This window comes from Roseomonas alba (assembly GCF_019430885.1).
GTDB classification, from domain to species: Bacteria; Pseudomonadota; Alphaproteobacteria; order Acetobacterales; family Acetobacteraceae; genus Neoroseomonas; species Neoroseomonas alba.
In genome coordinates this window covers 253,810-271,693 of record NZ_JAHYBZ010000001.1, presented here as the reverse complement: position 1 = coordinate 271,693, position 17,884 = coordinate 253,810, and the positions used below count along the sequence as shown (strand labels likewise).

The following is a 17,884-nucleotide window of genomic DNA, read 5'->3' as shown; positions in this document are numbered from 1 at the left end:
CTTTGCTTCCGATCTACCAGGGGGAGACCATCCATGTCGCGTGCGCTGTTCGACCTGACGGGGAAGCTGGCCCTGGTCACCGGGTCCAGCCAGGGCATCGGCTATGCACTGGCCAAGGGCCTCGCCGAGGCCGGCGCCCGCGTGGTGCTGAACGGCCGCGACGCTGGGAAGCTGAAGGCCGCGCAGGCTGCGCTGGCGGATCAGGACATCGCGACGGAACTCGCCCCCTTCGACGTCACCGATCCGGATGCCGTCGAGGCTGCCATCGCCGGCATCGAGGCCGCGCACGGCGCCATCGACATCCTAGTCGCCAATGCCGGCATCAATCTCCGCGCGCCCTCGACCGAAATGCCGCCCGAGACCTGGCGCAAGGTGCTCGGCGTCAATCTCGACGGCGTCTGGTACTGCTGCCAGGCGGCAGGCAAGCGCATGGTCGCGCGCAAGCGGGGCAAGATCATCACCATCTGTTCGGTGCAGAGCGAGCTCGGCCGCCCCACCATCGCGCCCTATGCGTCGAGCAAGGGGGCGCTGCGCATGCTCACCCGCACGCTCTGTGCCGAATGGGCGAAGCATGGGGTGAATGTGAACGGCGTGGCGCCGGGCTACTACGACACGGAGCTCACATCCGCGCTGGTGAATGATCCGGCATTCACCGACTGGCTGTGCCAGCGCGTCCCCGCCGGGCGCTGGGGCCGCGTCGAGGAACTGGTCGGCGCGACGGTATTCCTCGCCGCGCCGGCTTCGGACTTCGTCCATGGGCAACTGGTCTTCGTCGACGGCGGCATGACCGCCGTCGTCTGACACTACCGCGCCTGGGCGATCAGCCGTCGCGCGCGGTCGACGATCGGCTTGTCGATCATGTCGCCCTCGAAGGCGACGGCGCCCTTGCCTTCGGCCAACGCTGCCTCGAAGGCGGCGACGAGGCGTTTCGCGCGTTCCACCTCCTCGGGCCGCGCGCCATATTCCTCGTTGATGATCGGCACCTGGGAGGGATGCACGCAGGAGGCGCAGGCGAAGCCGATCGTCTTCGACCGCCGCAGCATGGCGCGATAGCCGTCGAGATCCTTGAGCCCCGCCACCGTGCCGATGAAGCCGAGCGGCAGCACCCCCGCCGCGCGCGCGGCGATGACGCCGAGCCGCTTTGGCAGATCCAGCGCATCGGGCGTCGGCTCGGCGCCGAGATCCGTCGCGAGATCCTCCCCACCGATGCCGAGTGCCACCACACGCGGATCGGCCGACGCGATAGCCTGGGCATGAGGCAGGGACGCCGCATCCTCGACCAGCGCGACGAAGCGCACGGACCCGATGGGGCGGCCGGCCTCGGCCTCCGATTCCGCCGTCAGCTCGGACAGCATGCGCACATGGTCGGCGCCCATCATCTTGGTGCAGACCAGCGCATCGGCGCCGGCGGAGACCGCGGCGGCGATGTCCTGCACCGTCATGCGCAGCGGGCGGTTGATGCGCACCAGCACATCGGCGCCGCCGCGCCGCACGCTCGCCACCGAGGCCGGCAGCCCGGCCCGCGCGGCCGCCTTGGCGTCCGGCGCGACGCCGTCCTCGAGGTCGAGGATCACCGCATCGGCGCCGCGCTCATGCGCCTTGGCGACGAATTTCTCGGCACTCGCCGGCACGTAGAGCAGGGAGCGCCACTGAGGCAGGAAGCGGGTCATGCCAGTGCCTCCGACCCCGGCACCACGCCGCGCGGCAGGCTGGTGGCATAGCGCGCGATCTCGCCCGGCCGCGTCACCCACAACCGGTCGCGATGCGACAGGATGTGGCGCAGCGCGTCGCGCAGTGCACGCAGGCGGAAGGGCTGGCCGACAATGAAGGGATGCAGCACGACCGAGCAGACCAGGGGCCGCTTCTTCGACTGCTCCAGCATCTCGTCGAACTGGTCGATGATCATCTGGGCGAACTGGCGGCCGGTGTGCTGGCGGAAGACCTGGGCGGGACTGTCGTTCAACTCGATGGAATAGGGCACGGAGAGCATCGCCCCGGCGCGCGTCGTCATCCAGAAGGGCTGGTCGTCGGCCGGCCAGTCCATGACGTAGGAGAAGCCTTCCTCCTTCAGCAGGTCGAGCGTCACCGCCGACTGCGCGATGTACGGGCCGAGCCAGCCCTGCGGCGCGCTGCCGGAATGGCGGATGATGGCGTCGCGGCTCTCGGCGATGAGGCGGCGCTCATCCTCCTCCCACAGGATGTCCTGGCGTTCGGCATTGGTGCGGCCATGGCCGATGAACTCGTCGCCGCGCGCCTTCAGCGCCGGGGCGATCTCCGGGCAGGCATCGAGCACCGCGCCGTTCACGTTGTGGGCCGCGGGGATCTCCAGCTCGTCCAGCATGTCGAGCATGTTCCAGAGCCCGACGCGGTTGCCGTAGTCGCGCCAGGCGTAGTTGCGCTGGTTCTGCACGGCGGGCGCGCCGGTGCTGTCGGACCCCATGCCAGCGCGATAGGCGAAGGCCTCGATGTTGTTGCACACGACGAGCGCGAGGCGCGTGCCGTTCGGCCATTCATAGGTCGGTCGTTGGGGAATGGCACTGTGGGCGTAGCGCCCGTGGCCAGGAAGTTTCATCGCGCGGCCCTCCATGCGTCGCGCGCACGCTGCGTCAGCGAAGGACGGAGGTCAACGCGGGTCAGGCGAAGGCGAGCGGAACGACGCAGTCCTCGCCGAAGCGCGCGATGTGGCGCTGCCCCGGCGCCGGTCGCAGCATGCCGGTGCAGGTGCCGGTGCTGACCAGGTCCCCCGCAGCCAGGCCCTCGCCGCGTCGGCGCAACGCCTCGGCCAGCCAGAGCAGGACGTGGAAGGGATGGCCCATGGCCTCGGCGCCGCTGCCGGTGCGGCGCACCACGGCGTCGACCTCCAGCGAGACCGGCAGCGCGGCCAGGTCGCGCGCCCGCCAATCCGGGATCGCCGGGCCGAGCACGTAGCGGCCATTGCCCGCGCCATCGGCAAGGATGCCGGGCGTGGGCGGCAGCGCATCCATCGGATAGCGGCATTCGGCGATTTCGATGCCGCCATGCGCGGCGCCGATCGCGGCTTCGACCTCGGCGGCCGTCCAGGGTGCGTCGCGCGGCGGCAGCGGATGATCGAGGCGCAGCACGATCTCGCATTCCACAATCGGATCAAGCAGCGCCGCATGATCGAGCGTGGCGGGTGCTGCCGTCACGAAGCGCGCATAGATCGGGCCGCGGATGGGTTCGGACGCGCGCAAGCGACGCTGCATCTCGGCGGTCGTGGCCGCGATCTTCCATCCGCGGCGGTCCCAGCCGAGCAGGGCTGCGACGTCGGCGCCGACGGCATAGCCTTCCTCGGCATCGGCCGGCAGTTCTGGCGGCGGCGCGATCTGCCGTCCCCCGCGGCGCGCGGCCGCGAGGGAGTCGGCAAGGCGGTGCCGCGCCTCGGGCGTCAAGGCGGTCAGCCGTTCGTAGAGATTCCCGCCGCGCGCACCACGGGCGCCCAGCGGTCGTATTCGCTTTTCACGAAGGCGTCGGTTTCCTGCGGCGTCATGATCATCGGCTCGCTCGCAATGGCGACCAGCCGCCCGTTGATCTGCGGCGAGGCCAAAGCCTCGCGCACCGCATCGCCGAGGCGGGTGACGATCGCCTCCGGCGTGCCCTTCGGCGCGAAGAGCCCGGTCCAGGACCGCACCGCGAAATCCGGCACGCCCTGTTCCATCACCGTCGGGAGGTCGGTGCGGATCGACACGCGCTGCGCCGTGCAGACCCCGAGGATCTTCAGCCGCCCATCCGACGCCGCCGGTGCCACGGTCGGCAGGTTCATGAAGGCGATGGGGATGGTGCCGGCGACGAGATCCGTCAGGGCCGGACCGCCGCCGCGATAGGGCACATGCGTCAGGTCGAGTTCCGTCCGCATCCTGAACAGCTCGCCCGCCAGGTGGTTCGAGGTCCCGACGCCCGAGGAACCGAAGGAGAAGCCGCCGCGCGTCGCGCGCACCTTGGCGATCAGTTCCTGGACGTTGGACACGCCGACGGCAGGATTGGCCGCGATCACATTCGGCACGTCGGTCAGCATGCCGACGCCGACCAGCGCCTCCCGTGGGTCATAGCCGAGATCGCCCGAGACCAGCGGATGGAAGACGTGGTTGGAGGCCGAGGAGATCAGCATGGTCTGCCCGTCCGGCCGCGCCCGCGCCACCATGCCCATGCCGAGCGATCCGCCACCGCCCGGGCGGTTGTCGATGATGAAGGGCTGGCCGAATTTCTGTTCCAGGGCGGGGGCGACCAGGCGCGCCACCACGTCGTTCGATCCGCCCGCTGCGAAGGGCACCAGCAGCGTCACCGGCCGGTTCGGCCAGCCATCCTGCGCGAATGCGAAACGGGGCGCGGCCAGCGTTGCGGCCGCGAGCGCCAATGCCTGCCGACGGTTCACCGTCACTCTCCCTTGGACCCGACCATTCGCCCCTACCGTGTCACGCGAGCGGGAGCAAGCGTCATGGCAGCGCCGCCAGGCGTTCCGTCAGCAGGGCGAAGAAGCGGCCGGCGTCGAGGGTTTCGAGCAGCCGGGCATTCGGCGCCTGCCCGCTGCGTTCCCAACGATCCACCACGGTGCGGCCGCGCGCGACGCCCGCGCATTCGACATGCACATGCACATCGCGATGGGTGAACAGCGTCGGATCGAGCAGCCAGGCGACGGCGCAGGGATCGTGCAGCGGATGCCCGCGATGGCCGAAGCGGCGGGAGGGCGGCACCGAGCCCATGATGCGCGCAGCGGCATCGAGGCAGGCACCCCCGCCCGCGGCGCGCAACGCCGCGATGCGGTCGGGCGTGACCAGCGCCTGGGCGGTGAGCTCCAGCGTCGCGAGCGTCACCGGCCGCCCGCATTCCAGCAGCATCGCGAGCGATTCCGGGTCGGACCAGGCGTTGAACTCGGCGGAAGGCGTGATGTTGCCCTCGGCCCAGGCGCCGGTCATCAGCGCGATCTCCTCCACCCGATCCACCAGCGCGGGTTCGGTGGCGAGGGCGAGGGCAAGGTTCGTCGCCGGGCCGATGCCGATCAGCGTCACGCGCTCCTCGGCGCGCAGCAGGGCGCGGATCGCATCCGCCGCGATGCCGGGGGTTGCTGGTGGGCCCTCGGGCAGCGCGACCCCGGCCAACCCATCCGCGCCATGCACCTGGGTCTCGGACCGGAAGGCGCCGAGCAGCGGGCCTTCGGCGCCCGCCACCACCGGCACGGCGCGCCCGGTCAGCCCGACTATGGCGCGCGCGTTGCGCAGCGTATGCGACAGCCCGACATTGCCGCCGGCCACGGTGACCAGGCGGACATCCAGTTCCGGGCTCGCCAGCGCGAGCCACAGCGCCACCGCGTCATCCGTGCCCGGATCGGTGTCGATGAGGCAGACGCGGCGTGTCATGCCAGTTCCTGTTCGACCAGGGAGCACCAGAAGGCCGCGCCATGCGTCAGGGCTTCGTCATTGAAGTCGAAGTGCGGGTTATGATGGACACCCTCGGGATGCGCGGGTGCGCCGGTGCCGAGCCAGACATAGGCGCCGGGGCGTTCGGCGAGGAATTCCGAGAAATCCTCGCCCGGTGTCAGCGGCGGATGGTCGTCCATCGCCAGGGCGCCTGCGGAAGCCTGTGCCGCGCCGAAGGCCACGGCCGCCTGCGCCGGATGGTTCACGGTTGGCGAGATGCGGCGGATGTAGCGCGGCTCGGCCCGCACGCGGCAGGTCGTCGCGACGCTGTGCGCGACTTCGACCAGGCGGGCTTCGAGATGGCTGCGCACCGCCTCGTTGAAGGCGCGGGCGGTGCCGCAGAGGAAGACCTCGGACGGAATGACGTTCGGCGCGTTGCGCGCGCCGGCCGCCATGTGCCCGACCGACAGCACCGCGGCCTGCAGCGGGTCGATCTCCCGCGCCACGATCATCGGCAGGGCGGCGATGAACTGCGCGGCGGCGAGTGGCGCATCCGTGCCGAGATGCGGCCGCGCCCCATGCACGCCCGCGCCGTGGAAGGTGACTTCCCAGGTATCGGAGGACGCCAGCACCGCGCCCTTCGGCACCGCGATCGTGCCCAGCGGCAGGTTCATCAGGTTGTGCATGCCGTAGACGGCATCAACGGGGAATCGGTCGAACAGCCCGTCCTTGACCATGCGCGCGGCGCCGCCGAGCGATTCCTCCGCCGGCTGGAAGACGAAATGCACCGTGCCGCCGAAGCGGTCGCGATTCTCCGACAGCCAGCGCGCGGCACCGAGCAGCATCGCCGTGTGCCCATCATGACCGCAGGCATGCATCTTCCCCGGAACAGTGCTGGCGTAGGCAGCGCCCGTCGCTTCCGGCATCGCCAGCGCATCCATGTCGGCGCGCAGCGCCACGGCGCGGTTGCCGCCCGCACCCCGCGTGCCGGTCAGCGTGCCGACCACGCCGGTCACGCCGATGCCGTCCTCGACCGCGATGCCCCATTGCTTCAGCAGGTCGGCGACGATGCCGGCGGTACGGGTCTCCTCGAAGCCCAGTTCCGGATGCGCATGGAAGTCGCGCCGCCAGGCCGTCATCTCGGCGGCCAGGGGCATCAGGTCGTCCGGGCTCGGCATGGTGGTCTCCGTTGCTGCGCTGCCGCGAATTTGCCATTTTGGCGGCTCTTCCACCACAGGCTGACCCATGGAGTTCTGGCAATCCTTCGATGCCTCCGGCGCCGAGGGACCGTTCACCGACCGCTACCCAGCGCCCATGCCCGATGGCTCGCGGCTGGTGCTGCCCTTGCGCGACTACGGGGACATCGCCGTCGCCGGGTTCATCGCCAACCAAGCCGCGATCGCGGTGGCGAAGCGCATCGGGCTGTGGATGGCCGATGTGGCGCGGGACCTGGGTGCGGAGGTCGTGGTCGGCCTGCCGACGCTCGGCCAGGTCTTCGCGCCGGTCGTCGCCGAGGCACTGGGCCACACGAACTGGGTCGCCCCCGGTTGGTCGCGCAAGCGCTGGTATGAGGAGGCACTGTCGGTGCCAGCCTCCTCCTCCACCGCGCCGAGCGAGCGGCGGCTGTGGCTCGACCCGCGCATCCTGCCGCGGCTTGCCGGGCGCCGTGCGCTGCTGGTGGATGACGTGATCTCGACCGGCTCCTCGGCGCTGGCTGGCGTCGCGCTGCTGGAACGCGCGGGGGTGCGGCCGGCGGCGCTGCTGGTCGCCATGGCCCAAGGCGATCGCTGGCGCGCCACCTGGCCCGCCGACATCCCCGTGCGCGCGGCCTTCGCCACGCCGCTGTTCACCCGCGTCCCCGGCGGCTGGATGCCCGCGCCGGAGACCGCGCCGACCGAACTCTGCCAGAGGACCGCCGCATGAAGCGCCTGCTGCTTGCCGCTTTCACCGCCCTCGCCTTCCCCGCCGCCGCGCAGGACCGCGCGGAGCTGCGCATCGGCGTGGAGGCCGGGCCCACCAGCCTCGACCCGCACTACGCCAGCCTGATCACCAACATCGCCTTCGCGCGGCACGTCTTCCAGCCGCTGGCGGAACAGGATGCGCGCCAGGTGCTGCGGCCGGCCATCGCGAAGTCCTGGCGCGTGGTGGATGACACCACCTGGGAGCTGGAGTTGAACCCGGCGGCGCGCTTCTCCGACGGCCGCCCGGTCACCGTGGACGACATCGCCTTCACCATCCAGCGCGCGGGCGATGTGCCGAACTCGCCGTCGTCCTTCCGCTATGCGACGCGGCCCGTCGCGGCGGTGGAGAGCGTCGGGCCGCACACCATCCGCATCCGCACCCATGGTCCCTTCCCGCTTCTGTTGAATCAGCTCGCCCTGGTGATGATCGTGCCGAAGCGCGATGGGCTGACCACCGCGATGTTCAATGATGGCTCGGCCATGATCGGCAGCGGGCCGTATCGGCTCGCCTCCTGGCAGCCCGGCCAGCCGGTGCGCTATGCGCGCAATGACGCCTTCGCCGGCACGCCGCCTGCCTTCGGCACGGTGGAATTCCGCCCGATCGGCAATGCTGGCGCGCGTGTCGCCGCCCTGCGCTCCGGCGATGTCGATCTGATCGAGATCGTCCCGCCCGACCAGTTCGCCCGTTTCAAGACGGACACGCATTTCGCCACCGCGGAAAGCCCGTCGAACCGGCTGATCTTCCTCACCCTCGATTCGGGGCGCGAGGAAAGTCCCTTCATCCGCGTCCCCGACGGCGCGCCTCTGCGCAATCCGCTGCGCGACGCGCGGGTGCGCCGCGCCCTGTCCATCGCCATCAATCGCGAGGCGCTGGTCACCCGCACCATGCAGGGCCAGGCTGTCGCCGCCGGCGATCTTGGCCCGCAGGGCTATTTCGGCACCTCGCCCGACCTGACGCCACCGCCCTACGACCCCGAGGCGGCGCGCCGCCTGCTCGCCGAGGCTGGCTTCCCGCGCGGCTTCGCGGTCCAGGTGAACGGCCCCAACGACCGCTACGTGAACGATGAGCAGGTGGTCCAGGCCATCGCCCAGTTCTGGACCCGCATCGGCCTGCAAGCCACCGTCGAGGTGAAGCCCCGCGGCGTCTGGCTGACCGAGGCGGCGCAGTTGCGCTACTCCGTGAACCTCGCCGGCTTCTCGCCCAACCCCGAGGTGCTCGGGATGCTCGAGACGCAGGTGCATAGCTGGGACACGGCGCTCGGCCTCGGAACCGCGAATCGCGGGCGGTTCAGCAACCCGGAGATCGACGCGCTGATCCAGCGCGCGCGCACCACCATGGACAACGCCGAACGCGAGCGCCTGACGCAGGAGGCGACACGCCGCGCGCTGCGCGACGAGACGTCGCTGATCCCACTCTATTTCCAGGTGAACAGCTGGGCGATGCGGCAGGGCGTGACCTATGAGGCGCGGACAGATGAGATGACGCTGGCCTTCTCGGCGGGGCGCGTACGCTGAGACTGGCGCATTGGAGGGGCGCCGCCCCTCCAAGCCACCCCGCCAAAGGCCCGAGGCCTTTGGAAACCATTACCTGGCGCCGCGCACCAATGGCGGAACGAGTGGCGAAACCCGCTCATGCGCCCTGTTCGCGCGACAAGGGCCCCGGCGCGGCAGTCGCGCCCCGCGCCAACAGATTGCGGTCCAGGGGCTCCAAGCCCCTGGCAGGGTGGTTCGGAGGGACGGCGTCCCTCCGACCTTCTTGTTGGAAGCCCCTGATCAGGCCCGAAAAATCCCAGTAGCCGGGATATACCCCACGCCCAATTGCGAACAGATCGCATCAGTGCCCCGGCCCCTTGGCATCACCGTCCGGAGCGTGTCCTACTCGCCCGCATTACGTGACGGGGAGCGACCATGCCAGCGGATGGCGGCGCGACAGACAGGATCATCACCTCCGCGCCCATCGGCGATGAGGTCAAGACTACCACTTGCTACATGTGCGCCTGCCGCTGCGGCATCCGCGTGCACCTGAAGGACGGCCGCGTCCGCTACATCGAAGGCAATCCCGACCACCCGGTGAACAAGGGCGTGCTCTGCGGCAAGGGCAGCGCCGGGATCATGACGCAGTATTCGCCGGCGCGGCTGCAAGCGCCGCTGAAGCGTGTCGGCCCGCGTGGGTCGGGTGAATACGCCGAGATCTCCTGGGACGAGGCGATGGAGATCGCCACCGGCTGGCTGAAGCATGTGCGGGAGACGGATCCGCGCAAGCTCGCCTTCTTCACCGGGCGCGACCAGTCGCAGTCGCTGACCGGCTTCTGGGCGGCGCAGTTCGGCACGCCGAATTTCGCGGCCCATGGCGGCTTCTGCTCGGTGAACATGGCGGCCGGCGGGCTCTACACCATCGGCGGATCCTTCTGGGAATTCGGCGAGCCCGACTGGGAGCACTCGAAGTACCTGATGATCTTCGGCGTCGCCGAGGATCATGATTCCAACCCCATCAAGACCGGCCTCGCCGCGCTGAAGAAGCGCGGGTCGAAGATCGTCTCGGTCAATCCGGTCCGCACCGGCTATTCGGCGATCGCCGATGAATGGGTGGGCATCCGTCCGGGCACGGACGGGCTGTTCATCATGGCGCTGATCCATGAGCTGATCCGCACCGACCGCGTCGATGGCGAGTTCCTGGTCCGCTACACCAACGCGCCTTGGCTGGTGGTGCGCAATCCGGGCGGGGCGGATGACGGGCTGTTCGCGCGCGACGCGGATGGCAAGCCGCTCGCCTGGGACCGCGCGCGTGGCGCGATCCTCGCCGAGACCGCCGATCTCTCGCCCGTTCTGGTCGGCGAGTTCACGCTGCCCGATGGCCGCCGCGTGCAGCCGGTCTTCCATCTGATGGCCGAGCGCTATCTCGGTGCCGAATACGCGCCCGAGGCGGTCGCCGAACGCTGCGGGCTGGATGCCGATCGCATCCGGCGCCTCGCCGCCGAGATCGCCGACATCGCCTTCAACCATCCGCTGACGCTCGACATTCCCTGGACCGATGTCTGGGGCCGCAAGCATGGCACGATGGTCGGGCGCCCCATCTCCTTCCACGCCATGCGCGGCATCAGCGCGCATTCCAACGGCTTTCACACCTGCCGCGCGCTGCATCTGCTGCAGATGATCCTGGGCGCCGTCGATACGCCGGGTTCCTGGCGCTACAAATCGCCCTTCCCGCGGCCGATCCCGCCGGGTCCCGGCCCGGCCGGCAAGGGTGCCAAGCCGAACACGCCACTCGCGGGTAACATCCTCTCCTTCACCCATGGGCCGGACGATCTGCTGGTCGAGGATGACGGCACGCCGCTGCGCATCGACCACTCCTTCTCCTGGGAAGCGCCGCTCGGCCTGCATGGGATGATGCACACCGTCATCGGCAATGCCGCGGCGGGCAACCCGTACAAGATCGACACGCTGTTCATGTTCATGGCGAACATGGCCTGGAACAGCGCGATGAACCCGCTGGAGACCATCGCCTGCCTGACGGCGCAGGAGGAGAATGGCGACTACGTCATCCCGCACGTCATCTACTCGGACGCGTATTTCAGCGAGACCGTCCCCTATGCGGATCTGATCCTGCCGGACACGACCTATCTGGAACGCTGGGATGCGATCTCCATCCTCGACCGTCCGATCGGGTCTTCCCACGGGCCGGGCGATGCCATCCGCCAGCCGGTGATCAGGCCCGACCGCGACGTGCGGCCCTTCCAGGATGTGCTGATCGCGCTCGGCGCGCGGCTTGGGCTGCCGGCCTTCACCAAGGAAGACGGCTCGCCGAAGTTCAAGGACTATCCCGACTACCTGACCAACCACCAGCGCACGCCCGGCGTGGGTCCGCTGGCCGGCTGGCGCGGCGAGGACGGGTCGAAGAAGGGTGTCGGCGAACCCAATCCCGACCAGCTCAAGCGCTATGTCGAGAATGGCTGCTTCTGGCGCCACCACCTCGCGCCTGAGGAATCCTACTTCAAGCACGCCAACGCGACCTATCTGGCGAACTCCAAGGCGATGGGCATGCAGGGCCAGTCGAACCAGATCGTGCTGCAGATCTGGTCGGAGCCGCTGCAGAAGTTCCGCCTCGCCGCCGAGGGTCATGGCGCGAAGCAGCCGCCCGAGCATCTGCGCGAACGCGTGCGCACCTACTGCGACCCGCTGCCCATCTGGTACACGCCGCTCGAACAGCAGCAGCACGACACCGAGCCCTTCCCGCTCTCGGCGGTCACGCAGCGGCCGATGGCGATGTACCATTCCTGGGGCTCGATGAATGCCTGGTTGCGGCAGATCCATGGCTCCAACAAGCTGTACATGTCGCGCGAACGCGCCACCGCCGAGGGCCTCGCCCAGGATGACTGGGTCTGGGTCGAAAGCCGCAGCGGACGCGTCAAGGCGCAGCTCAGCCTGATGGAAGGTGTGAACCGCGACACCGTCTGGACCTGGAACGCCATCGGCAAGCGCGCCGGCGCCTGGATGCTCTCCCCCGACGCGGCGGAGGCCCAGCGCGGCTTCCTGCTGAACCATGTGATCAGCGAATGGCTGCCCGCGCAGACCGGCCCGCGCCTGGCCAATGCCGACCCGGTCACCGGCCAGGCCGCCTGGTACGATCTGCGCGTGAAGGTGACCAAGGTCGCCCCCGGCGAGGAAGGCATCACCGATCCGCTGCCGACCATGCTGAAGCCCCCGCCGGACATGCCGGCCCCACCCGATATCCTGCGCTATGACGTGGCGGAGACGCGCCGATGACATCCCTGCCGCAACCCGGGGCGAAGAAGCTCGGCCTCGTCATCGACCTCGACACCTGCGTCGGCTGCCAGGCCTGCGCAACCAACTGCAAGGAATGGAACACCAGCGGGCATATGGGCCCGCTGCCGGACCAGCATCCCTATTCGGCCGGGCAGGAGGGCGTGTGGTTCAATCGCGTCCATTCCTATGAGGCCGGCGATGGCGAGGCCGGCCGCACGGTGCATTTCCCGCGGTCCTGCCTGCATTGCGAAACGCCCGCCTGCGTCACCGTCTGCCCCACCGGCGCGTCCTACAAGCGCGCCGAGGACGGCATCGTGCTGGTCAACACCGACATGTGCATCGGCTGCCAGCTCTGCGCCTGGGCCTGCCCCTATGGCGCGCGCGAATTCGACGAGGATCAGGGCGTGATGAAGAAGTGCACGCTCTGCATCGACCGCATCTACAACGAGGAAATCCCCGAGGCGCGGCGCGTCCCTGCCTGCGTCTCGACCTGCCCGGCCAATGCACGGCATTTCGGCGACCTGGGTGATCCCGACAGCGACGTGTCGAAGCTGGTCGCCGAGCGTGGCGGCTTCGAGCTGATGCCCGAGCTCGGCTACAAGCCGGTGAACCGGTATTTGCCGCCACGTCGCGCGCCCAAGGTCGACGCCGGTCCGCCCAAGGATGCCGGTCCCCTGCCCTCCCAGATCACCAACCCGCTGCTGCGCTGGGTGGACAAGGTTCTCTCGCGATGAATCCCGCGCCTTCGATCGTCTTCTTCACCGTCTGCTCCGGCGCCGGTTACGGGCTGCTGTTCTGGCTCGGGCTGCTGCGGTTCTTCGGGCTGGTGCCGGCCAACGCGGGCTTCGGCGTCGCGGCCTGCGGCCTCGCGCTCGTGCTGGTGATGTTCGGGCTGCTGTCCTCCACGGCGCATCTCGGCCGGCCAGAGCGCGCCTGGCGGGCGCTCAGCCAGTGGCGGTCCTCCTGGCTGTCGCGGGAGGGTGTTGCGGCCGTCGTGACCTTCGCGCCGGCCGGGCTGCTCTTCCTCGCGCTGGCCGCGGACAATGAGGCGCTGGCGCGGCCGATGGGGCTGCTGTCCGCGGCTGGCGCGGCGATCACCGTCTATTGCACGGGGATGATCTACGCGTCGCTGAAGACCATCCGGCAGTGGCACCATCCTCTCGTCGTGCCGTGCTATCTGCTGTTCGGCGCCTTCTCCGGGGCGGTGCTGCTGGCATTGATCGCGGCCTTCTGGGGCGCGGCGGCGGTACCGGCGGCGATCGCCGCGGTGCTGGGCGCCTGTGCCTTCCTGCTGAAGCGCCTCTACTGGTCGAGCGTGGATGGCGGCCGGCCGGTCGCGACGATGGAGAGCGCGACGGGGCTCGGCTTCATCGGCACGGTGCGGCCGCTCGACCCGCCGCACACCGAGACCAACTACCTGCTGCGCGAGATGGCCTTCCGCATCGCGCGGGTACATGCGGCGCGGCTGCGGCGCATTGCCGCGCTGGCAGGCTTCGCGGCGCCGGCCCTGCTGATGCTGCTGGTCTACCTGGCCGGTGGCGTGGTCGGCGGCGTGCTGGCCGTCGCCGCCGTGGCGCTGGCGACGGCCGGCCTGCTCGCCGAACGCTGGCTGATGTTCGCCGAGGCGACGCACACCGTCAGCGTCTATTACGGGGTGCCCGACCGGCGCTGACGCGCCGCGCTTGCATCGCCGCCCTGCCTCCCGGAGGATCGCCGCAACGATCACGGGAGGAAAAAACCATGAAGCGCTCGACCTTTCTGCGCGGCGGCGCCGCAGCATTGGCCGTCGCTGCCCTGCCGCGCGGCGCCGCGGCCCAGGCGGATGCCTCCGGGCTCCGGCTGGGCCTCAAGCTCAGCCCGACCTCGATGGACCCGCATTTCCGCCTGTCCGGCGAGCAGAACCTGCTGCGCGCGCTGCATGCCCGCCTGGTCGGCATGACGCCCGACGGCAAGCCCGAGCCCGGCGTCGCGGAATCCTGGCGCCCGATCAACGAAGGCGCGGCCTGGGAATTCCGCATACGCGCCGATGCGAAGTTCTCCGACGGCAGCCCGATCACCGCCGAGGACGTCGCCTATTCCCTCGCCCGCGTGCCGACCATCGAGGGCTCGGCCGGCGCCTACCAGATCTTCGTGCGCGCCATCGCGAGGACCGAGGTGAAGGATGCCCACACCATCCTGCTGCACACCACGGCGCCCTACCCCTTCATGGTCGAGGACATGACCGAGATCGCGGTGATCTCGAAGGCGCTTGGCCCCAATCTGCGCACGGCGGATTTCAACAGCCAGGCGGTGAAGATCTTCTCCGGCCCCTATGCGCTGACCGACTACCGCTTCGGCGAATTCGTCGCCATGCGGCGCAACCCGAACTGGTTCGGCACCCGCCCGGAATTCGAAAGCGCCCATTTCAAGGTCATCGCCGGGGATTCCAGCCGCATGGCGGCGCTGCTCGCCGGCGACGTGCAGGCGGCGGATGAGGTGGCGATCCAGGATCTCGGCCGCATGCGCGGCGATCCGGCGCTGAACGTCACGCAGACCGCGGGCATGCGCGTGATGTACATCGCGATGGACATGGACCGCGACGTCTCGCCGCAGATCCGTGACGCGAACGGCCAGCCGATGACGCGCAATCCGCTGAAGGACGTGCGGGTGCGCCAGGCGCTGTCCTTCGCCATCAACCGCCAGGCCATCGTGGATCGGGTGATGGAAGGGGCGGCGACCATCGCCTCGAACGTGCTGCCCGACGGCACGCCGGGGACCTCGTCCAACCTGCGCGTCACCCCCTACGACCCCGACCGCGCCCGGCGGCTGTTGGCCGAGGCGGGCTACCCGAACGGCTTCCAGATTACCCTGCACGCGACCAACGACCGCTATCCGAACGACGAGAAGGTGGCACAGGCCATCGCCCAGTTCTGGACGCGCATCGGCGTGCGCACCGACGTTGCGACGCTACCGAACGCCGCCTTCTTCCCCGCCGCGGCGCGCCAGCAATTCAGCGTCTTCGCGGCCCAGTACGGCGCGGACAACGTCTCCTACGCCTATCGCGCGCTGCTGCATGCCTATGACCGGGATCGCGGGCTCGGTACCGCGAACCGCACGCGGCATGCGAGCGCCCGCGCCGACGCGGTCGTGGCGGAAGCGCTGCGTGAAATGGAGGAGACCCGCCGCAACGCCCTGCTGGCCCAGGCCTCGGAGATTGCGATCGGCGAGGAGGCGATCATGCACATGATCTACCATCCGGCCTATGTCTACGCGGCGCGCAAGCCGTTGTCGGTCACGCCCTACTACAATGGGGCGTTCCTGCCGCAGGCGGTGCGCCGAAATTGACGTGAAGGGGGGCGGGATTGGTCGGAGCGGCGGGATTCGAACCCACGACCCCCAGTCCCCCAGACTGATGCGCTACCAGGCTGCGCTACGCTCCGACCGGGACGCGCCGTTTAGCACCGGCCGCAGCGGGATGCCACCCCCCGGTGGCGGAAGACGTTCAGCATCGGACATCCGGGCCTTCCGCCCTACAGGAACCCCACCGGATCGACATCCACCTGCACCCGGACATTCCCCGGCACCGTCACTTTCGCCAGCCAATCCTGCAGCAGTGGCTGCACGGCGATGTCCCGCCGCGTCTTCAGCAGCAGCCGCCGGCGGTGCCGGCCGCGCAGGATGGCGAGCGGAGCCGGGGCCGGGCCCAGCACCTCGACCCCCTCCCCGCCCGGCGCCGCCAGGCCCAGGTCGCGCGCCGTGCGCTCCGCCGCGCGTTCGTCCTCGGAACTGACGATCAGCGCGGCGAGGCGGCCGAAGGGCGGCCAATGGCCGGGGCGGCGGTCATTGGCCTCGGCCTCCATGAAGGCATCGAGGTCGCCGGAAACCAGCGCCTGCATCACCGGGTGCTCGGGCGCAAAGGATTGCAGGAGGACGCGGCCGCGATGCTCCTCACGCCCCGCCCGGCCGGCAACCTGGTGCAGGAGTTGGAACGTGCGTTCTGAGGCGCGCAGATCGCCCCCCGCCAGGCCGAGATCCGCATCGACCACGCCGACCAGGGTCAGATGCGGAAAATGCCAGCCCTTGGCGACGATCTGCGTGCCGATGATCAGGTCCACCTCCCGGTTCTGGATCGCCTGTGCCGCCGCCGCGGCCGCCGCGGGGCCGGGTATGGTGTCCGAGGCCATGACCAGGCGCCGCGCCTCGGGCCACAGAGCGGTCGCTTCTTCCAGAACGCGCTCGACGCCAGGGCCGATCGGCACGGTCGAATGCGGCGCGCCGCAATTCGGGCAGGCCTCCGGCGGAGCCTCGACATGGCCGCAGTGGTGGCATTGCAGCCGCCGCGCGGCGCGGTGCTCGACCAGCCAGGCCGTGCAGTTGGGGCAGCGCAGGCGATGGCCGCAGGCGCGGCACAGCGTCATCGGCGCATAGCCACGGCGGTTCAGGAACAGCATGGCCTGTTCCCCGCGCGCCAGCGTCTGCGTCACCGCCTCGACCAGGGGCGGAGACAGGAAATGTCCGCGTTCCGGCGGCGTCCGGCGGAGGTCGATCAGCGCGACATCGGGCATCTCCGCCCCACCATGGCGCGCCGGCAGATGCACAGAGGCATAGCGCCCGGTCGCCGCATTGGTGGTGCTTTCCAGCGACGGCGTCGCGCTCGCGAGCACACACGCCGCCGAGGACAGCCGCGCCCGCACCACCGCCATGTCCCGCGCGTGATAGACGACACCTTCCTCCTGCTTGAAGGCGGTCTCGTGCTCCTCATCCACCACGATCAGACCGAGATCGGGAAAGGGCAGGAACAGAGCGGACCGCGCGCCGACCAACACCGGCGCCTCGCCTTCCGCCACGGCGCGCCAGGTCTCGCGCCGGGTGCGGGGGGTCAGTTCGGAATGCCACAGCGCCGGCGCCACGCCGAAGCGGCCGCGGAAGCGGTCGAGCCACTGCGCGGAGAGCGCGATCTCCGGCAGCAGCACCAGGGCCTGCCGGCCCTCGCGCAGGGCCTGGGCCACGGCTTCGAAATAGACCTCGGTCTTGCCCGACCCCGTCACCCCGGTCAGCAGCGTGGTGGAGAAGGCGCGGCGTGACACGGCGGCGCGCAGGGCGTCAGCCGCGGTCGCCTGTTCGGGACCGAGGGACGGTCCGGGGTGGTCGGGGTCGGGCCGGGTGAAGGCCGCCTGGCGCGGCATCAGGGCGGGCTCGATCAGCCCGGCATCGGCCATGCCGCGCAGGATGGCGGGCGCCACGCTGGCCGCTTCCGCGATCTGCCCGCCCGCGCGCGGCGTGTCGTCGGCCAGCAGGTCGAGCACCCGGCGCCGCGGCGGCGTGATGCGCGCGCCGTCCGGCGGATGGGGCGCGCGGCGCCAGCCGGCCCTGGGGGCGGGCGCCTCCAATGCCGAGGGGGCGCTCATCGCCATGCGCAGCACGGCCCCCGGCGGGCTCAGCGTATAGGCGGCGACCCAGTCGACGAAGCGGCGCAGCGTCGCCGTCATGGGCGGGGCATCGAGCACCTGCTCGACGCTGCGCAGCCGCTTTTCGGACAACCCGGGGTTGGGATCACCATCCCATACCACACCAATGGATTGCCGTCTCCCCAGTGGCACAACCACGAAGGCGCCCACCGGGACCACCGCCCCTACCGGCGCGCGATAATCGTATGCATCGGCAAGTGGAAGGGGGAGCAGCACGCGAAGACGTGCCGCTAACGCAACAACAGATGCAACCTCATCGGCGTCTCCTGTATTGATTGTATGCATGAGCTAGACTGTGATCATCCGCACGGCGGTCGTTCCGCGCGCGCTGCAATCTACC

The 17,884-nt window shown here is 70.0% G+C and carries 14 protein-coding genes and 1 tRNA gene; 7 read left to right on the top strand and 8 right to left on the bottom strand.

Features of this window, described 5'->3' with window-relative positions; all coding sequences use genetic code 11:
• Positions 1-33 precede the first annotated feature (33 nt).
• Entirely contained in the window at positions 34-801 is a 768-nt protein-coding gene (locus KPL78_RS01240; RefSeq protein WP_219760825.1) for an SDR family oxidoreductase, read from the top strand.
• A 2-nt stretch (positions 802-803) separates the two neighbouring features.
• Here the strand turns inward: KPL78_RS01240 and KPL78_RS01235 are convergent, their stop codons facing one another.
• From KPL78_RS01235 to KPL78_RS01210, 6 genes are all read right to left on the bottom strand, one after another.
• Entirely contained in the window at positions 804-1,670 is an 867-nt protein-coding gene (locus tag KPL78_RS01235) for an HpcH/HpaI aldolase/citrate lyase family protein (protein ID WP_219760824.1), read from the bottom strand.
• Positions 1,667-2,572 (bottom strand): polysaccharide deacetylase family protein, encoded by a 906-nt coding sequence (locus KPL78_RS01230; RefSeq protein WP_219760823.1) that lies wholly within the window; start codon positions 2,570-2,572, stop codon positions 1,667-1,669. Before KPL78_RS01230 ends, KPL78_RS01235 begins: the two co-directional genes overlap by 4 nt.
• A gap of 61 nt (positions 2,573-2,633) precedes the next feature.
• Entirely contained in the window at positions 2,634-3,410 is a 777-nt protein-coding gene (locus KPL78_RS01225; RefSeq protein ID WP_219760822.1) for a 2-keto-4-pentenoate hydratase, read from the bottom strand.
• Positions 3,411-3,415: 5 nt separating this feature from the next.
• Positions 3,416-4,390 (bottom strand): Bug family tripartite tricarboxylate transporter substrate binding protein, encoded by a 975-nt coding sequence (locus KPL78_RS01220; RefSeq protein WP_219760821.1) that lies wholly within the window; start codon positions 4,388-4,390, stop codon positions 3,416-3,418.
• Between the two features lie 61 nt (positions 4,391-4,451).
• Positions 4,452-5,372 (bottom strand): nucleoside hydrolase, encoded by a 921-nt coding sequence (locus KPL78_RS01215; RefSeq protein ID WP_219760820.1) that lies wholly within the window; start codon positions 5,370-5,372, stop codon positions 4,452-4,454.
• Entirely contained in the window at positions 5,369-6,550 is a 1,182-nt protein-coding gene (locus tag KPL78_RS01210) for an amidohydrolase (RefSeq protein ID WP_255568499.1), read from the bottom strand. The genes KPL78_RS01215 and KPL78_RS01210 overlap by 4 nt, the downstream gene beginning before the upstream one ends.
• A 67-nt stretch (positions 6,551-6,617) precedes the next feature.
• Between KPL78_RS01210 and KPL78_RS01205 the strand changes: the two genes are divergently transcribed.
• From KPL78_RS01205 to KPL78_RS01180, 6 genes are all read left to right on the top strand, one after another.
• Positions 6,618-7,295 (top strand): phosphoribosyltransferase, encoded by a 678-nt coding sequence (locus KPL78_RS01205; RefSeq protein WP_219760819.1) that lies wholly within the window; start codon positions 6,618-6,620, stop codon positions 7,293-7,295.
• Positions 7,292-8,848: an ABC transporter substrate-binding protein gene (locus KPL78_RS01200; RefSeq protein WP_219760818.1), complete on the top strand. Its 1,557-nt coding sequence runs from the start codon at positions 7,292-7,294 to the stop codon at positions 8,846-8,848. The genes KPL78_RS01205 and KPL78_RS01200 overlap by 4 nt, the downstream gene beginning before the upstream one ends.
• A gap of 393 nt (positions 8,849-9,241) precedes the next feature.
• On the top strand, positions 9,242-12,097 hold the full coding sequence (locus KPL78_RS01195) for a molybdopterin oxidoreductase family protein (protein WP_219760817.1): 2,856 nt from the start codon (positions 9,242-9,244) through the stop codon (positions 12,095-12,097).
• Positions 12,094-12,831, top strand: a complete 738-nt coding sequence (locus KPL78_RS01190; RefSeq protein WP_219760816.1) for a 4Fe-4S dicluster domain-containing protein — start codon at positions 12,094-12,096, stop codon at positions 12,829-12,831. Before KPL78_RS01195 ends, KPL78_RS01190 begins: the two co-directional genes overlap by 4 nt.
• Entirely contained in the window at positions 12,828-13,769 is a 942-nt protein-coding gene (locus KPL78_RS01185; RefSeq protein WP_219760815.1) for a dimethyl sulfoxide reductase anchor subunit family protein, read from the top strand. Before KPL78_RS01190 ends, KPL78_RS01185 begins: the two co-directional genes overlap by 4 nt.
• A 68-nt stretch (positions 13,770-13,837) precedes the next feature.
• The gene (locus tag KPL78_RS01180; protein ID WP_219760814.1) at positions 13,838-15,421 is read left to right on the top strand and encodes an ABC transporter substrate-binding protein; all 1,584 of its coding nucleotides are present in this window, start codon (positions 13,838-13,840) and stop codon (positions 15,419-15,421) included.
• Positions 15,422-15,439: 18 nt separating this feature from the next.
• On the opposite strand, the gene KPL78_RS01175 is transcribed toward KPL78_RS01180, so the two are convergent.
• Together KPL78_RS01175 and KPL78_RS01170 are read right to left on the bottom strand one after the other, a co-directional pair.
• Positions 15,440-15,516, bottom strand: a tRNA-Pro gene (locus KPL78_RS01175).
• A gap of 90 nt (positions 15,517-15,606) precedes the next feature.
• Positions 15,607-17,829 carry a primosomal protein N' gene (locus tag KPL78_RS01170; protein ID WP_219760813.1) on the bottom strand — a complete coding sequence of 741 codons (2,223 nt, stop codon included), beginning with the start codon at positions 17,827-17,829 and terminating at the stop codon, positions 15,607-15,609.
• Positions 17,830-17,884 lie beyond the last annotated feature (55 nt).